This is a genomic window from Leifsonia sp. NCR5, assembly GCF_002105485.1.
In the GTDB taxonomy this organism is placed as follows: domain Bacteria; phylum Actinomycetota; class Actinomycetes; order Actinomycetales; family Microbacteriaceae; genus Leifsonia.
In genome coordinates this window covers 20624-36872 of the sequence record NZ_NCSR01000003.1, presented here as the reverse complement: position 1 = coordinate 36872, position 16249 = coordinate 20624, and the positions used below count along the sequence as shown (strand labels likewise).

Genomic DNA, 16249 nt, shown 5'->3' with positions numbered 1-16249 from the left:
GCGCCGTCGCCTGCCGAGCTTCGCATCCGAATATGTTGTTTGTCCATCGAAATGGCCAAACTTCGATAACGATTTCGAAACGACCGATCCGAGGCCTCGGAAGGGCCTCCGAGCGCGCGCTACTTGACGGCTTTGTTGAACCCGGTGACCGGCTGGCTCTCGTCGAAGCCGGGGACGCTGCGGCGGAAACCGCGCGTCAGCACCAGCAGATAGACGAACCCGAGCGCCATCCAAATGCTCCCGCCGATCAGTGCGTCGACGTGGAGGTTGGCCCACAGGATGCCCGTCAGGAGCATCCCGATCGCGGGCAGGACGATGAACGTGACGATGTCGCGCGGCGTGCGCCTGCGGCCCTTGCGGATGGCGAACCAGGCGATCACCGAGATGTTGACGAAGGTGAACGCGATGAGCGCGCCGAAGTTGATGAACGCGGCGATCGTCTCCAGTGTGAACGCGGCGGCCAGCAGGCTGATCGCGCCGACGAGCACGATGTTGAAGGTCGGCGTGGACGTCTTGGCGTTGATGTGGCCGAAGAACCGGTTGGGCAGCACGTTGTTGCGCCCCATCACCAGCAGCATCCTGGACACCGAGGCGTGCGAGGCCAGCCCGGAGGCCAGCGTCGCGGCGAACCCGGCGGCTGTGAGCACCGCCTGCAGCGTCTGGCCGCCGACCTGCTTGCCGATCTCCGGGAGTGTGCTGTCCTCGATGGCCGCGGTCGGGAACTCGTCGGACGACGGGAACCTGAGCTGGGTGAAGTACGACGTGATCAGGAAGATCGCGCCGCCGATGATCACCGTGAACAGGATCGCCCTCGGCATGATCTTCGGCGACTTCGCCTCTTCGGCGTACATCGTCACGGCGTCGAAGCCGATGAACGAGAAGCAGACGATGGTGGCCCCGGTGAGCACGGCTCCGAGCGTCACGGCGTCGTGGAAGAACGGCTGGGCGGAGGCGATCGTTCCAGCCCCCTCGCCCTGCACCAGCTGCGCGATGACCATGATCACGAACACCGCCATCACCACCACGGCGAACACGAGCAGCAGCATGTTGATGTTCGACGTGCCGCGCATCGTCAGGTAGATGATCGAGGTGACGACCGCACAGTAGATGACCACCCAGATCCAGCCGGGCACACTGGGGAACAGCGCCTCCAGGTAGCTCCGGATGATGAGGCAGTTGACCATCGGCAGCAGCACGTAGTCGATCAGCGACGTCCAGCCCACCAGGAACCCGACGTTCGGGTGGATGGACTCGCGCACGTAGGTGTACGCCGATCCGGCGCTCGGGATGGCCCCGGCCATCTTGCCGTAGCTGACGGCCGTGAACATCATCACGACGAGAGCGACCAGGTAGGCGGATGGCACGACGTTGTTCGTGTCGCGTGCCACCATGCCGAACGTGTCGAAGACGACGGTCGGGGTCATGTAGCCGAGCCCGAGGCCGACGATGGCCCACAGGCCGAGGTTGCGCTTGAGCTTCCCGCCGGTGGCGATCGCCGGGGCGATGGGAGTCGTCATCGTCTCTCCTTCAGCGGGCGACGCTGCGTCCCTGCAGCGACCCGCGACAGTGCTTGGCCGTCTGAGTTCGGCCATATTCCCACAGATCGGGCGGCCGGCAAATTCGACGAAGACGCGAAAAAAGGAGGGCGTCGCTGACGACGCCCTCCTCGGGTACTGCTGACCGGCTGCTCTCAGGCGTTGACGACGACGATCTCGTCCAGCGCGGCACGCGAGCGGGGTGCGAGCTCGCGCTCGCGCAGCGGGTCGGGAAGGGCCTCCGGGTCGCCGAGGATGCCGATGGCGCTGACGGAGGTGGGCACGAAACGCTCCTCGATGTCGAACGCCGAGCGGAGCGCATCCACGTCGAATCCGCCCATCTGGTGCACGTGCAGTCCGTCGTGGTGGGCCTGGACGCTGAGGTGCGCGACGGCCTGACCCAGGTCGTACGTCGCCCAGCGGCGCGGGGTGCCCTCCGCGTCCTCCATCTCGGCGATGGCGACGATCAGCGCGCTCGCCGAGCCCGCCCACGCCTGGTTGAAGCCCATCAGGGCGGAGGCGATGGTGTCGAACTCGGCGCTTCCGCGACGGGCGACGATGAAGCGCCACGGCTGCGTGTTGCTGGCGGACGGCGACCAGCGCGCTGCCTCGAGAGCCGCGGTCAGAGCGGTCTCCGGAACGACGGCGGTCGGGTCGAAGGCGCGGGGGCTCCAGCGCTCGGCGAGTGCGGGGATGAGGGGTGCTGCGGTGACGGCGGCGCGCGAATTCAGCTCGGCGATGGACATGACTCTCCTGGTGCTTGACGACATGGATGCGCTTGTCTCCATTGCCAAGCTATCTCCATGCAAACACATTTTGCTGGCGAGTATTCCTGCTCCCGGGAGTGAATCGATTGTTACGGCTGTGTTAATTCTCAGCCGTTTCGCGTCATAGTTTTTCTACCCGCATCCGGGGTACAAAACGGCCCCGTCGTCCCCCGGTCATCGTCCCCCGGTCGCCCGATCGACCGTCCGAGCGATTCCATTCCTGACCTGCCGTTACGCCTCCCCTGAACGGGGGTGTGTCCACCATTCTGCCGACAGCCTCCAGGTGTCCGCGTGTCGGCGGACAGGGGCACATCCGGGGCCGCCGTTTCCCGCCGTGACCACCGAGAAAACCTCGCTTGCGCCGTGAGAGAGCCCACAGCTACAACTTGATCAACCCGACCGCCCAGATCCCCAGAGACGTGGATGCAACCCCTGTCCCCCCTGAGAGGTCTCGTCCCGTGTTCATTTTCATTTTGCAGATCCGGCACATGCTGGAGGGCCATCCAGAGTTCTATCTGTTCGCCGTCTACTCCGCTTTCATCTGGGTCATCTGGATCATCAAGGTGGCCGTCTCCCGGCGATACCGCGCATACACCGAGGACTTCGAGGTCTCCACGAGCGTGGTCGTCCCCGTCGTCGACGAACCGCTCGACCTGTTCCGCGACGTCATCGGCCGCATGGTGGAGCAGAAGCCCGGTGAGATCATCGTCGTCATCAACGGCGCCCCCAACCCCGGCCTGGTCGAGGTGTGCGAGGAGTTCGCCCCGCTGGTGCGCTGGGTGCACACCCCGATCCCCGGCAAGCGCAACGCCGTGATGATCGGCACGAGGATGTCCACGGGCGACATCACCGTGCTGGTCGACTCCGACACCGTCTGGACGGAGGACACCCTCTCCGAGCTCGTCAAGCCGTTCAAGGACGAGCGCGTCGGCGGCGTCACGACCAAGCAGCGCATCCTGGAGCCGGAGCGCAGCTGGATCACCCGCTGGGCGGACTGGCTGGAGAACTCCCGGGCGCTGTACTCGATGCCGGCGCAGAGCGTCGTCGGGCAGATCGGCTGCCTTCCCGGTCGCACCATCGCGTTCCGCCGCTCGATCCTGATGCGCGTCATGGACAAGTTCATGAACGAGAAGTTCCTCGGCGTCTTCCTCGAGGTCTCCGACGACCGCACGCTCACCAACCTCACCCTCAAGGAGGGCTACCGCACCGTCTACCAGCACACCAGCCTGGTCTACACGGATGCGCCGCTCAAGGTGAAGAAGCTGTTCAAGCAGCAGCTCCGCTGGGCGCGCGGCAGCCAGTACAACACCCTGCGCATGCTGCCCTGGATGCTCGGCCACGCCCCGCTGCTGGCGTTCTTCTTCATCTCGGACATCATCCTGCCGTTCGTCCTCGCGGGCGTGCTCGGCGGCTGGGTCTACCGCTCGATCACCGGCGAGGGCTACAACTTCTACGCCGGCTTCCTGCAGGCCTACGGCGTGCAGGGCGGTGTGCTCACCGTCGTCGCCCTGATGGTCGCGTCCTCCGTGATCAGCATGTCGATCCGCCAGATCAGGCACCTCTCCGAGAAGCCGTCCGACTTCTTCCGCCTGCCGGTCTTCATCATCGTCTCGACGTTCTTCCTCATGCCGATCCGGCTGCTCGGCTTCTTCCGCATGGCGCACGCCAGCGGCTGGGGCACCCGCGCCGGCGCGTACAACGGCGGTCCGAACGAGATCAGCAGCGACGACGAGATCGCCCTGGCGGCCTCGGCGAAGGATGCGCCCACCACTCCGGATGCGCTTCCGCAGCTCCCCGACTCCGTCGGCGGGCTGACCACCACCACGGCTCTGGCCACCCGCGCAGAGACCCGCAGGGCGACGGCCGCAGCGCCGGCGTCCGCATCCACACCCAAGACCAAGACCGCTCGCGCCGAGCGGCGTCGGCTCAACCCGCTCGCCGCCATCCCGTACCTGATCGGTATCGCGATCCTGACCCTGGAGGCCCTGTTCCTTGTCTAGCAAAGCAGTTCACTGGTGGGCGGCGACCAAGTCGCGCTCCCTGATGACCACCGCAGCCTTCGTCGTCCTCAGCCTCGTGCTCGGCGGCATCTCCTACTACGTCTGGTCGTCCCCGACGAGCGCGGTCCGCACCGTGGTCGACGCGGCGGCGACCGCCGTCAACCCGCTGGCCGCGCAGAACGCCAGCCTGCAGAAGAACCTCAGCACCGCCAAGAAGACCATCGCCACCCAGAGCGGCAAGCTCACCTCGCTGCAGCAGCAGGCGCTCGCCGCCCAGGCGTCGACCGCGAAGCAGCTCGCCACGGCGCAGCAGCGCGCGGTGAGTGCGGAGAAGGCGCTCGCCCAGGCGAAGCTGCAGCTCGCCAGCGCGAAGGGCGCACTCGCCGCGAACACGGCGGCGGGTGCGAAGGGCAGTGGAGCGTCCGGAACCAAGAGCGGAACCGGCGGCAACAGCGGCACCGGCGGCAGCGGCAACGGCGGCGGCAACATCGCGCCGGAGCCCACCCCCATCACCGCGCCGAGCAAGGCGGAACTGCTGCAGCCGGCCAGCCGCTACTACGGCATGTACACCGAGCAGGCTCCGTTCAACTGGGCCACCTTCGACGCGACCAGCGCGAAGGTCGGCGTGCAGCCGAACCTCGTCGGCTACTTCAGCGGCTGGGACGAGACGTTCCGCGCCAACGCGGTCACCCGCGCCTGGCAGCAGGGCAGACTGCCGATGATGACCTGGGAGTCCCGGCCCATCTCGGCAGGCAACGACTCGGTGGATGCGCCGGAGTACTCGCTCCCGAAGATCATCGGAGGCGACTTCGACGCCTACCTGCACCAGTACGCCAAGGACATCGTCGCCACCGGACTGCCGCTCGCCATCCGTCTCGACCACGAGATGAACGGCGTCTGGTACCCGTGGTCGGAGACCGACGGCAAGGGCAACTCGATCAACGGCAACAGCCAGGGCGACTACGTGAAGATGTGGAAGCACGTCCACGACGTCTTCCAGGCGGAGGGCGCGAACGACCTGGTCATCTGGGTCTGGGCGCCGAACATCGTCAACAACCTGCCTGCCCAGCACAAGGTCGACGGCTACCTCCCGTCGCTCTACCCCGGCGACGACTACGTCGACTGGGTCGGGCTCTCCGGCTACCTGCGTCCTCCGTATAAGGCCGACCAGTCCTTCACCTTCGATTACACCTTCACGCCGAGCCTCGACCAGCTCCGTGCCATCACGAAGAAGCCGATCGTCCTCGCCGAGGTCGGGGCATCGGAGACCCAAGGACACAAGACGGCCTGGGTCACCGACTTCTTCAACGCGCTCGGCAAACCGGAGAACGACGACATCGTCGGCTTCTCCTGGTTCAACCTCGCGGTCACCAGTTACGTCGAAGGGGTCAGAGCCACGAACGACTGGCGCATCGACTCCCGTGCGGACACGCTCTCGGCGTTCATCGCCGGGCTCACGCGACCAGAAGACCGCTTCACCCTCACCCCGGCCTCCTAGCCATCCCCGCGAAAGGACAACGCGAATGACGACCAAGAAGAAGGAACAGCCCGCCCCGCGCATCAGCGTGATCGGCACCGGATACCTCGGCGCGACCCACGCGGCGGCGATGGCGGAACTCGGCTTCGACGTGATCGGCGTCGACACCGACCAGAGCAAGGTCGACGCCCTCCGCGACGGCCGCGTGCCGTTCTTCGAGCCCGGGCTGCCCGAGCTCATCACCGAGCACGTCGCATCCGGTCGGTTGAACTTCACCACCGACATCGCCGAGGCCACCGCGCTCGCCGACGTGCACTTCATCTGCGTCGGAACGCCGCAGCAGTCCGGCAGCTTCGCCGCCAACCTCAGCTACGTCGAGGCCGCCGCACGGTCGATCGCGCAGAACATGACCCACGACGGCGTCATCGTCGGCAAGTCGACGGTGCCGGTGGGCACCGCGGCTCGCCTCCGGGCCATCGTCGCCGCCGAGCTTCCGGATGGGGTCTCCGCCGAACTCGTCTGGAACCCCGAGTTCCTGCGCGAGGGCAAAGCGGTGGAGGACACCCTCTCTCCCGACCGCCTGGTCTTCGGCGGAACGTCGGAGCGCTCGGAGGCGGTGCTGCGCCGCATCTACGCGACGCCGATCGAGGCGGGGACGCCGGTGCTCGTCGCCGATCTGCCGACCGCCGAGCTGGTGAAGGTGAGCGCGAACGCGTTCCTCGCCACCAAGATCTCGTTCATCAACGCCATCGCGGAGGTGTGCGACGCTGCGGGCGCCGACGTCTCCCTGCTGGCGGATGCGCTCGGTCACGACGTGCGCATCGGCCGCCAGTTCCTCAACGCGGGGCTCGGCTTCGGCGGAGGGTGCCTGCCCAAGGACATCCGCGCCCTGATGCACCGGTCGAGCGAGCTCGGCGCCCACGCGGCCGTCGGACTCCTGCAGCAGGTCGACGAGATCAACATGGGCCGCCGCCAGCGGGTCATCGACCTCGCCCTCGAAGCCTGCGGCGGCTCCGTGCTCAACCGCAGGATCGGCGTGCTCGGCGCCGCCTTCAAGCCGCACACCGACGACGTGCGCGACTCGCCGGCCCTCAACGTGGCTGCGGCCCTGCACCTCCGCGGAGCCCAGGTCGTCGTCTACGACCCGGAGGCGCGTGCCACCGCCCAGCGCATGTTCCCGACGCTCGGCTACGCCGACTCCGTCGAGGAGGCGGTGAACGGGGCAGACGTCACGGTCGTGCTCACGGAGTGGCCCGAGTTCGTGGAGGCCGACCCGGCCGCGCTCGCCGCCATCGTGCACGGCAAGACCGTGATCGACGCCCGCAACTGCCTCGACGCCACCGCCTGGTCGCGTGCCGGCTGGGCCGTGCACGTCATGGGCAGGGTGCCGGAGGGCGCCCCCATCGCCGACGACCTCGCCGCCCTTGCCGGCGTGCGCTGAACGAGAGGAAACCATCATGTCCAGTTACGTCACCAAGGCCGTCATCCCCGCCGCCGGGCTCGGCACCCGCTTCCTGCCCGCCACCAAGGCCATGCCGAAAGAGATGCTTCCCGTCGTCGACAAGCCGGCCATCCAGTACGTGGTCGAGGAGGCGGTCGGTGCGGGACTCCACGACGTGCTGCTCGTCACCGGCCGCAACAAGAACGCACTGGAGAACCACTTCGACCGCAACACCGAACTCGAGGACACCCTCGCCAGGAAGGGCGACCTCGACCGCCTGGAGAAGGTGAACCAGTCCACGGCGCTCGCCGACATGCACTACGTGCGCCAGGGCGACCCGAAGGGCCTCGGCCACGCCGTGCTGCGCGCCAAGATGCACATCGGCCATGAGCCGTTCGCCGTGCTCCTCGGCGACGACATCATCGACGCCCGCGACCCGCTGCTGTCCAGGATGCTGGAGGTGCAGCAGCAGCTGAACACGACGGTCGTGGCGCTCCTCGAGGTGGACCCCAGCCAGATCCACCTCTACGGCGCCGCCGCTGTGGTGGAGACGGACGAGGACGACGTGGTGCGCATCACCGGACTGGTCGAGAAGCCCGACCGCGCGAGCGCTCCGTCGAACTACGCGGTGATCGGCCGCTACGTCCTCCGCCCGGAGATCTTCGACATCCTGGAGAAGACGGAGCCGGGCAAGGGCGGCGAGATCCAGCTGACGGATGCGCTGCAGGGCCTCGCGACGGCTCCCGACTGGACAGGCGGCGTGCACGGCGTGGTCTTCTCCGGCCGCCGCTACGACACGGGCGACCGTCTCGACTACATCAAGGCGATCGTCCAGCTGGCCGCCGCCCGCGACGACCTCGGCAAAGACCTCGTGCCGTGGCTGCGCGAGTTCACGGCGGCGGAGGGCGCCCAGGATGCTCCTGCCGCGGAAGCTCAGGCACCGGCCGCCCCCGCCAAGCCCGCCGTTCCTGTCAAGCCGGCAGCGCCCGCCGAACCGGCCGTCGCCACCGCGCCGGCCGCTGCTCCGGCCGCTCCGGCCCCTGACCGGTCGCCGCGCAAGCGCGACCTCGTCCCGGTCGCCGGAGCGTAACCTCCGACCCACGCATCGAGCTGGCTCGGGCTAATCCAGCCCGAGCCGCTTGAGCGTGTGGTGGTCGCTGTGTCCGGGGTCGGACTCGATCTCGTCGACGGAGACCGGGATGCCCGGCCCGATCGCGAGCCACACGAAACCGTCCCTGTGCACCAGGGGAACGAGATCGGTGGTGCCGTCTTTGAGCAGCGTCCGGATGCGCTTCAACAGCGCATACCCTTCGGACGGCTTGGTCACGTAGGTCTTGCGTCGGTAGTGGACCACGTGCGCGACGGTCTTCGCGCCCAGTCCGGCGACGACGGATTCGGTCAGCGTCTCGGTCATTTCGGTCCTTTCGGGTGCGGCATCAGCCGCTCACCGACGCTACTCGCCTCCCCGGCGGAGTCAACCGGCGATGCCATCGTTCCGGGATAGCGTTGCCGTCATGCAGTCCCTCCCGTCGCCCGCCGAGCTGGACGTGCTCGCCGACCGCGGCTGGCCCTCCGTCCAGCGCGAACCCCTCGGCCCCTGGACCCTCCGCTTCGCCTCCGGCGTCACCAACCGCGCCAACTCGGTCCTCCCCACCGGCCGAGTGGATGCGGAGAGCCTGCCCGCCACGCTCGCCGCGGCCGAGCGCGCATACCGCGACCGCGGCCTCCCCGCGGTGTTCCAGGTCAGCCCGGCCACCGACCCCGCCCTCGTCTCTGCGCTCGCCGCGAGGGGCTATCGCGAACACTCCGACACCCTCGTCCTCGTCGCCGACCGAGCGGCTGTGGCGTCAGCCGGTGCCTCCACCCCTGCCGCACCGCTCTCCATCGCCACCACCCCATCCCGTGCCTGGATGGACCTCTGGTGGTCCGTCGACGGGCGCGGCGGCGCTGACGCAGAGGCCGTCGCCGAGCGCATCCTCACCGGCGACCCGGCGCTCTACGCCTCGACGGGCGACCCTGACCATCCGGATGCCGTCGCGCGCCTTGCCATCGTGGGCGAGTGGGGCGGCGTGTTCGCCGTGGCGACCAGGCCGGACCAACGCCGCCGCGGGCACGCAGCGGCCATCATCCGAGCTCTCGCCGCAGACGCCGAACGGCACGGCATCCTGCACCTGTGGTTGCAGGTCACCGCGGCCAACTCCCCGGCCCGCGCTCTCTACGAGCGGCTCGGTTTCGTCGAGGCGTCCCGCTATGCGTACTGGACCGAACCCGCCACCGAACCCACCCGTTAAACCCACGATGCCGGGTGCGGGGACCTAGGGAATCCACGCAGCCCGGCATACGTTCGGGGTTACCTTCGGAGGATATTCGGGTTCCTCCGCCGGCTATTACAGACTAGCGAAAAAAGTGCTCGTGTGGGTCATATGGAGGACACGTTTTGTACCCCAGTAGGAGTGTCATTCTGGCCCTCACTTGGGGTGTTCGCACCTCTTGACGTCAGAAATCTGACGCTGTAGCGCAAAAACCGCACTGCTTAGGCGGCGAGCTCCTGCTTCAGGGCCTCCACGAACGCGTCGATGTCGTGCTCGGTGGTGTCGAACGAGCACATCCAGCGCACCTCGTGACGCGCCGCATCCCAGTCGTAGAAGCGGAAGTGCTCGCGCAGGCGGTCGGCGACGCCGGCGGGCAGCGTGGCGAACACGCCGTTCGACTGCGTCGCCTGGCTGAACCCGACACCCTCGATGCTCCCGTCGGCGATGCCGGCTTCGAGCGCCGTACGGAGACGGTGCGCCATCGCGTTCGCGTGCGATGCGGAGCGCAGGTAGAGGTCGTCCGTGAGCAGCGCGATCAGCTGGGCCGAGATGAAGCGCATCTTCGACGCGAGCTGCATGTTCAGCTTGCGCAGGTAGATCAGCCCCTCGGACGCCTCGGGGTTGAGCACGACGACGGCCTCGCCGTAGAGCATCCCGTTCTTGGTGCCGCCGAAGCTGAGCACGTCGACGCCGGCGTCGGTGGTGAACGCGCGCAGGGGGGCGCCGAGCGATGCTGCAGCGTTCGCGATGCGTGCGCCGTCCATGTGCAGCTTCATGCCGAGCGAGTGGACATGGTCGGCGATCGCCCTGACCTCGTCGACGCTGTATGCCGTGCCGAGCTCGGTGGTCTGGGTGATGGACACGACGAGCGGCTGGGCCCGGTGCTCGTCGCCCCAGCCCCACGCCTCCTTGTCGATCAGGTCGGGGGTGAGCTTGCCATCCGGGGTCTCGATCTGCAGCAGCTTGATGCCGGCGACCCGCTCGGGAGCCCCTGCCTCGTCGGTGTTGATGTGCGCCGTCTTCGCGCACACCACCGCGCCCCAGCGGGGGAGCATCGACTGCAGCCCGACGACATTCGCTCCCGTGCCGTTGAACACAGGGAAGACCTGGACGCCCTCGCCGAAGTGCTCGGCGAACACGTCGTGCAGGCGTGCCGTGTAGACGTCTTCGCCGTAGGCGATCTGGTGGCCTTCGTTGGCGGCCGCGATGGCGTCGAGGATCTCGGGGTGGACACCCGCGTAGTTGTCGGAGGCGAATCCGCGCAGGTTGAGGTCATGGAGTTGTAGCGTCACGTATCCATCCTTGCAGGAGTGAGAGAGTCAGTTCGCGGCGTCGGCGGAAGTTGTGAGCAACTCGCGCGTGCCGTTGATTGTGGAGGGATCGCCCTCCCAGAGCTGCACGACGGCTGCGCCGAGCGTGTCCTCGAGCCCGGACAGCGACGTCACCACGAAGACGACGGCCGCCGCGTTCGGCGCCTCCTTCGCGAACCCCTGCGCGACCGACCTGGTCCACGCGTCGGCGGCCGCCTTCGCGGCGGCGTAGTTCGCGCCACCGGCGTACGGCCGTTCGACCGCGGTGGACGACACGATGGCGAGCCGCCCGGCCGGCGACGCGACGAGGTCGTCGTAGAACACCCGCGTCGTGTTGCGCAGCGTGCGGAACCCGCGCTCCAGGAAGTCCCAGTCGTCGTCGGACTGCCCGGCGATCCCGCCGCCGCCTCGCCAGCCGCCGACCAGGTGGATCAGCCCGTCGATCGCGCCGAACTTCAGGTGGATGCGCATGGCCAGCTCGGCCACGGCATCCCGGTCGGCCAGGTCGCAGACCCGGGTGTCGACGCCGGGCACGGCAGCGGCCAGGGCGTCGAGCGCCTCCCGCCGCGTGCCGACGGCGAGGACCGTCGCGCCCGCCTCGACGAGCGAACGCGACACGGCCTCGCCGCTGGTGCTGGTCGCACCGGCGACCAGCACCAGCCGCCCGGAGAGGGGCAGGCTTTCCGTCACTTGTCGTCCGAGTGGCCGGTGATGCCTGCTGTGGATTCGATGACGGTGGCCATCTTCTTGTTCAGCGCCTCGTAGAACATCGAGAGCGGGAACTCGTCGTCCAGCACCGCATCGGTGTAACCCTTCGGCACCCCGGCGAGGATCTCATCCGGAAGCCCTCGCGCCCAGTTGGATGCCGGGTTCGGGGTGAGCGTCTCGGTCAGCATCTCGTACGCGGCCAGCCAGTGCGCCACCTTGGGACGGTCGATGGACCGCCAGTACAGTTCGTTGATCCGGTCGCTGAGTGCGACGACGACCTCGGGAACACCGTCCCAGTCGATGGTGAGCTGCGTGTCCGTCCAGTGCAGCACGTCGTGCTGGTGCATCCACGCGAACAGCAACTGCCCGCCCAGGCCGTCGTAGTTCCGGACGCGGCTGCCGGTGATCGCGAACCGGAAGATCCGGTCGAAGATCACCGCGTACTGCACCAGCTTCGCGTGGTCACGGATCTCCCGCTGCGCGTCGGAGAGCTCCGCATCCGGCAGCGCCTTCAGCTCGCGCTCCTGCCGCACGGACTCGCGGAACGCCGTCAGGTCGCAGCGCAGCTCCTCCAGCGAGTAGAGGAAGAACGGCATCCGCTGCTTGATCATGAACGGATCGAACGGCAGATCCCCGCGCATGTGACTGCGGTCGTGGATGAGGTCCCACATCACGAAGGTCTCCTCCGCGAGCTTCTGGTCGTCCAGCATCGCCGCCGCATCCTCCGGCAGCTGCAGCTTCGTGATCTCCGAAGCCGCGCGCACCACCCTGCGGTACCTGGCGGCTTCGCGGTCCTGGAAGATCGCGCCCCAGGTGAACTGCGGGATCTCGCGCATGGCCACCGTCTCGGGGAACAGCACGGCCGAGTTGGTGTCGTATCCGGGAGTGAAGTCCACGAACCGGAGCGGCACGAACAGCTTGTTGCCGTAGTCGCCCGCTTCGAGCTCCGCGATGAACTCCGGCCAGATCACCTCGACCAGCACGGCCTCGACGAGGCGGTTGGTCGAACCGTTCTGCGTGTACATCGGGAAAACGACCAGGTGGCCGAGCCCGTCGACGCGGTGCTGCTGCGGCTGGAACGCGTTCAGCGAGTCCAGGAAGTCCGGGACGCCGAGACCCTCGTCCGCCCAGCGGCGGAAGTCGGCCTGCAGCGCATCCAGGTAGGCGGCGTCGTGTGGGAAGTGCGGAGCGAGCTCGGCGATCGACGCGATGACCGCATCCACCTGCTGTGCTGCGCCGGCCTTGTCGGCCTCCTCCGGCACGGACCCGTCCTTGACCTGCACCTGCTGCAGAGCGACGGCGGCCTCTTTGAGGGCCAGCCACGCGGGATGCGTCGCCAGCGACCGCACGGAACGGACGTCCTCGACGACCTCGGGCTCTCCGACAATGGCGTTTGCACTGAACTGGGAAACGAATTGTGACATGACGAACCTCCCGTCGTTGGTCGTCCGCGGCTGCGGCGCTTGGTCCGGACGCAGAGCGCGCCCGCATTCGAGCCTATCCACTCGTCTTCGAACTTTTATTGCCCATCCGGTGTCGTCCCTTGCGCCCCACGGCTCGCCGACGCACTTTTCCAGCGCCGGGACGCCTCGCTATGCTCGCCGGGTGACGGCAGCAGAGGTGCGGGATGCGCTCGCGGAGGTGGCCAGCCCGGAGGACGCGGTGTTCCTGCAGCGCTTCTTCAAGGCCGGGGAAGGGGAGTACGGGGAGGGCGACGTCTTCATCGGCGTGCGCGTGCCGCAGACCCGCGCCGTCGCCAAGCGCTTCGGCGGGCTGCCTCTCGACCAGCTCCGCGAGCTGCTGGACAGCGAGGTGCACGAGCACCGCCTCGCCGCGCTCATCATCCTCAATCGCGAGTTCGAGCTCGCCAGCCGTCCCGCGGCCCGCGACGACGCGCGGCGCGAGGAACTGGCGGCGTTCTACTTGGATGCGGTGCGACGAGGCCGCGTGAACAATTGGGATCTGGTCGACTCATCCGCCGAGTACGTCCTGGGCGAGTTCCTCTGGGATCGCCCCCGCGACGTGCTCGACGAACTGGCGGCCAGCGAGGTGCTCTGGGAGCGTCGCGTCGCCGTGCTCAGCACCTTCGCGTTCATCAAACGCGGGGACGCATCCACCACCGTCGACCTCGCGGCCAGGCTCCTCGACGACCGGGAGGACCTCATGCACAAGGCGGTCGGCTGGATGCTCCGCGAGGTCGGGAAGCGCGTCGACCGGGATGTGCTGCTCGCGTTCCTGGACAAGTACGCGCCCCGGATGCCGCGCACCATGCTGAGCTACGCCACCGAGCACCTGACGCCGGAGGTGCGGGCGGAGTACCGCGCCCGGCGGTGACGCAGCACGGGGCCTCCCTCGACTTGGGATGATGTACCTATGACGAGAACGGTTCGGGGTGCACGCGTGCTGATCACGGGCGCCGCCTCCGGGATGGGATACCTGTTCGCGGAGCGCGCCGTGCGCGAGGGTGCGGCGGCCGTCGTGCTCTGGGACCGGGATGAGGCTGCACTGTCCGCGCTGACCGCCCGCCTGCGCGCGCAGGTGATGGAGCAGCGCTCGGCGTCGCCGTGGGGCGGCCCCACCCGGTCGCCGAGTTCGTCGGCCGGGCGGCCCGGGACGACCGTGCATCCCTTCGTGCTCGACCTGGCGGAGCTGGGCGCCATCGCGCAGACGGCGCAGGCGGTCCGCAAGGAGCTGGACGGCGTGGATGTGATCGTCAATGCCGCGGGAATCGTGCGCAGCTCCCCGTTCTGGGAGCACGACAACGGCGACGACACCCGGCGCACCATGCTGATCAACGCGCTCGCCCCGATGCACATCGCGCGCGAGTTCCTTCCCGCCATGATCTCGAGCGCCAGGGAGGCCCGCATCGTCACCATCGCGGGCGGCACCGGCGCTGGGGCGGGCGCCGGTGCGGGCGATGTCGGTGCTGTCCACAGCGCGTCCGTGGCAGCGGTCGTCGCCTGGAGCGACAGCCTGCGTGCCGAACTGCGGCACCAGGGCTTCGGTCACGTCAGGGTCACCGCGGTGGTCCGGCCCTGGATGCTCGACGGAGCCGTCGACCCGCTGCTCGCGCGGGTGCTCACCCCCGAGCGCATGGCCGACGGGGTGTGGAAGGCGATGCTCGCCGGCCGCAAGCGCTGACCGGCCGCAAGCGTCGACCGACCGCCGCGAAGGTATACCGGCATGTCGCGCCCCCTTCGGGTGACATTCCTGAGAACTTTCACATAAAGTAGCTCCCACCGTCGACCGACAACGGAGCCATCGTGAGCAATCCTTCCTGGACCCAGGTCATCAAGACCGCAGACAGCGAGCAGCCCGAACTGAAGCGCGCACTGGGCCCCGGCCTGCTGCTGCTCTTCATCGTCGGGGACATCCTCGGCACGGGCGTCTACGCGCTCACCGGCCAGGTGGCCGCCGAGGTGGGAGGCGCGGCCTGGCTGCCGTTCCTGCTCGCGTTCGCGGTGGCGACGGTCACCGCGTTCTCCTATCTGGAGCTCGTGACCAAGTACCCACAGGCCGCTGGCGCAGCTCTGTACACGCACAAGGCGTTCGGCATCCACTTCTTCACGTTCATCGTCTGCTTCATCGTGATGACGTCCGGCATCACGTCGGCGGCCACGGCATCCCGGGCGTTCGCGGTGAACCTGTCCGTCGGGTTCGGGCTGCCGTCGGACAACTTCTTCACAATGATGGTCGCGCTCGCGTTCATCGTGCTGATCATGCTCGTGAATCTGCGCGGCGTGACGGAGAGCGTCTGGCTGAACGTGGTGCTCACCCTGGTGGAGCTGTCCGGTCTGCTGCTGGTCATCATGATCGGCCTGTGGGCGATCGGCGGCGGCAACGCGGACCTCTCCCGGGTGGTGGCGTTCGAGACGCCGGAGGACAAAGGCATCCTGCTCGCGGTGAGCACGGCGACGTCTCTGGCGTTCTTCGCGATGGTCGGCTTCGAGGACTCGGTCAACATGGCGGAGGAGACCAAGGAACCGAGCAGGATCTTCCCCAAGATGATGCTGACGGGCCTCGGGATCGCGGCGGTCATCTATGTGCTGGTCTCGATCTGCGTGGTCGCCCTGGTGCCGATCGGAGAGCTGGCCGGCAGCGAGACCCCGCTGGTCACCGCGGTCAACGCCGCGGCACCGGACTTCCCGATCGCCGACCTGCTGCCGTTCATCTCGATGTTCGCGGTGGCCAACACGGCGCTGATCAACATGATGATGGCGAGCCGCCTGCTCTACGGCATGAGCAAGCAGAAGGTGCTGCCCGGCTTCCTGTCCAAGGTGCAGAAGAAGCGCCGCACGCCGTGGGCCGCGATCCTGTTCACCAGCGCGCTCGCCCTCGGCCTGATCGTCTACGTGTCGCTCGACCCGAAGGGTTCCATCGTCGCCCTCCTCGGCGGGACGACGTCACTCCTGCTGCTCGCGGTGTTCGCGGTCGTCAACATCGCGGTGCTCGTGCTGCGCCGCCAGCCGGTCGACCACAAGCACTTCCGCACGGCGCGCGTCCTGCCGACCATCGGTGCGATCACCTGCCTGTACCTGGTCTTCCCGTGGACTTCCGGCCGCCCGGTCGGCCAGTACGGCATCGCGCTGGCCCTCCTGGCGATCGGCGTGATCCTGTGGGCCATCGCCCGCGCCTTCACCGCCGCCGCGGAGCGCCGCTCCCGCTGACTGGCGGCGCCGCTCACGGCGACCGCGGCGCG

At 68.1% G+C, this 16249-nt stretch carries 14 protein-coding genes; 8 read left to right on the top strand and 6 right to left on the bottom strand.

Annotated features, from left to right (window positions below; all coding sequences use genetic code 11):
- Window positions 1–119: 119 nt before the first annotated feature.
- Window positions 120–1517 (bottom strand): APC family permease, encoded by a 1398-nt coding sequence (locus tag B7438_RS03655; RefSeq protein WP_179150714.1) that lies wholly within the window; start codon window positions 1515–1517, stop codon window positions 120–122.
- A gap of 173 nt (window positions 1518–1690) precedes the next feature.
- On the bottom strand, window positions 1691–2281 hold the full coding sequence (locus tag B7438_RS03650) for a nitroreductase family protein (protein ID WP_085368184.1): 591 nt from the start codon (window positions 2279–2281) through the stop codon (window positions 1691–1693).
- A gap of 479 nt (window positions 2282–2760) precedes the next feature.
- Here B7438_RS03650 and B7438_RS03645 point away from each other — a divergent pair, with 479 nt between their 5' ends.
- The 4 genes from B7438_RS03645 to galU are packed head-to-tail and all read left to right on the top strand — an operon-like array spanning window position 2761 to window position 8310.
- Window positions 2761–4302, top strand: coding sequence for a glycosyltransferase (locus B7438_RS03645; protein WP_085368182.1), 1542 nt, complete (start codon window positions 2761–2763; stop codon window positions 4300–4302).
- Window positions 4303–4345: 43 nt separating this feature from the next.
- The gene (locus B7438_RS03640; RefSeq protein ID WP_085368180.1) at window positions 4346–5800 is read left to right on the top strand and encodes a glycosyl hydrolase; all 1455 of its coding nucleotides are present in this window, start codon (window positions 4346–4348) and stop codon (window positions 5798–5800) included.
- A gap of 25 nt (window positions 5801–5825) precedes the next feature.
- Window positions 5826–7220: a UDP-glucose/GDP-mannose dehydrogenase family protein gene (locus tag B7438_RS03635; RefSeq protein ID WP_085368178.1), complete on the top strand. Its 1395-nt coding sequence runs from the start codon at window positions 5826–5828 to the stop codon at window positions 7218–7220.
- Window positions 7221–7236: 16 nt separating this feature from the next.
- Window positions 7237–8310, top strand: coding sequence for a UTP--glucose-1-phosphate uridylyltransferase GalU (gene galU / locus B7438_RS03630; protein WP_085368176.1), 1074 nt, complete (start codon window positions 7237–7239; stop codon window positions 8308–8310).
- Window positions 8311–8340: 30 nt separating this feature from the next.
- Here galU and B7438_RS03625 read toward each other — a convergent pair whose 3' ends face one another.
- Window positions 8341–8634 (bottom strand): hypothetical protein, encoded by a 294-nt coding sequence (locus tag B7438_RS03625; protein WP_085368174.1) that lies wholly within the window; start codon window positions 8632–8634, stop codon window positions 8341–8343.
- A 100-nt stretch (window positions 8635–8734) separates the two neighbouring features.
- Between B7438_RS03625 and B7438_RS03620 the strand changes: the two genes are divergently transcribed.
- Window positions 8735–9511, top strand: coding sequence for a GNAT family N-acetyltransferase (locus tag B7438_RS03620; protein WP_085368173.1), 777 nt, complete (start codon window positions 8735–8737; stop codon window positions 9509–9511).
- Window positions 9512–9753: 242 nt separating this feature from the next.
- Here B7438_RS03620 and B7438_RS03615 read toward each other — a convergent pair whose 3' ends face one another.
- Genes B7438_RS03615 through B7438_RS03605 form a run of 3 tightly spaced genes read right to left on the bottom strand, consistent with a single transcriptional unit; the run spans window position 9754 to window position 12974 of the window.
- Window positions 9754–10824, bottom strand: a complete 1071-nt coding sequence (locus tag B7438_RS03615; RefSeq protein WP_085368171.1) for a low specificity L-threonine aldolase — start codon at window positions 10822–10824, stop codon at window positions 9754–9756.
- A 27-nt stretch (window positions 10825–10851) separates the two neighbouring features.
- Window positions 10852–11532, bottom strand: a complete 681-nt coding sequence (locus B7438_RS03610) for an SDR family oxidoreductase (RefSeq protein WP_256921851.1) — start codon at window positions 11530–11532, stop codon at window positions 10852–10854.
- Window positions 11529–12974 carry a DUF6421 family protein gene (locus B7438_RS03605; protein WP_085368168.1) on the bottom strand — a complete coding sequence of 482 codons (1446 nt, stop codon included), beginning with the start codon at window positions 12972–12974 and terminating at the stop codon, window positions 11529–11531. Before B7438_RS03605 ends, B7438_RS03610 begins: the two co-directional genes overlap by 4 nt.
- A 181-nt stretch (window positions 12975–13155) precedes the next feature.
- Here B7438_RS03605 and B7438_RS03600 point away from each other — a divergent pair, with 181 nt between their 5' ends.
- The 3 genes from B7438_RS03600 to B7438_RS03590 all read left to right on the top strand — a co-directional run bounded on the left by B7438_RS03600 (window position 13156) and on the right by B7438_RS03590 (window position 16217).
- Complete coding sequence (locus B7438_RS03600) at window positions 13156–13884, top strand: DNA alkylation repair protein (RefSeq protein ID WP_218775128.1); 729 nt, start codon at window positions 13156–13158, stop codon at window positions 13882–13884.
- A 39-nt stretch (window positions 13885–13923) separates the two neighbouring features.
- The gene (locus B7438_RS03595) at window positions 13924–14691 is read left to right on the top strand and encodes an SDR family oxidoreductase (RefSeq protein WP_085368164.1); all 768 of its coding nucleotides are present in this window, start codon (window positions 13924–13926) and stop codon (window positions 14689–14691) included.
- Between the two features lie 122 nt (window positions 14692–14813).
- Entirely contained in the window at window positions 14814–16217 is a 1404-nt protein-coding gene (locus B7438_RS03590) for an APC family permease (RefSeq protein WP_085368161.1), read from the top strand.
- The last annotated feature ends 32 nt before the right edge of the window (window positions 16218–16249 follow it).

Coding starts and splice junctions, on each gene's coding strand:
- B7438_RS03625 (WP_085368174.1), bottom strand. CDS start 8,634: ATGACCGAGACGCTGACCGAATCCGTCGTCGCCGGACTGGGCGCGAAG.
- B7438_RS03635 (WP_085368178.1), top strand. CDS start 5,826: ATGACGACCAAGAAGAAGGAACAGCCCGCCCCGCGCATCAGCGTGATC.
- B7438_RS03640 (WP_085368180.1), top strand. CDS start 4,346: ATGACCACCGCAGCCTTCGTCGTCCTCAGCCTCGTGCTCGGCGGCATC.
- B7438_RS03605 (WP_085368168.1), bottom strand. CDS start 12,974: ATGTCACAATTCGTTTCCCAGTTCAGTGCAAACGCCATTGTCGGAGAG.
- B7438_RS03620 (WP_085368173.1), top strand. CDS start 8,735: ATGCAGTCCCTCCCGTCGCCCGCCGAGCTGGACGTGCTCGCCGACCGC.
- B7438_RS03655 (WP_179150714.1), bottom strand. CDS start 1,517: ATGACGACTCCCATCGCCCCGGCGATCGCCACCGGCGGGAAGCTCAAG.
- B7438_RS03650 (WP_085368184.1), bottom strand. CDS start 2,281: ATGTCCATCGCCGAGCTGAATTCGCGCGCCGCCGTCACCGCAGCACCC.
- B7438_RS03595 (WP_085368164.1), top strand. CDS start 13,924: ATGACGAGAACGGTTCGGGGTGCACGCGTGCTGATCACGGGCGCCGCC.
- galU (WP_085368176.1), top strand. CDS start 7,237: ATGTCCAGTTACGTCACCAAGGCCGTCATCCCCGCCGCCGGGCTCGGC.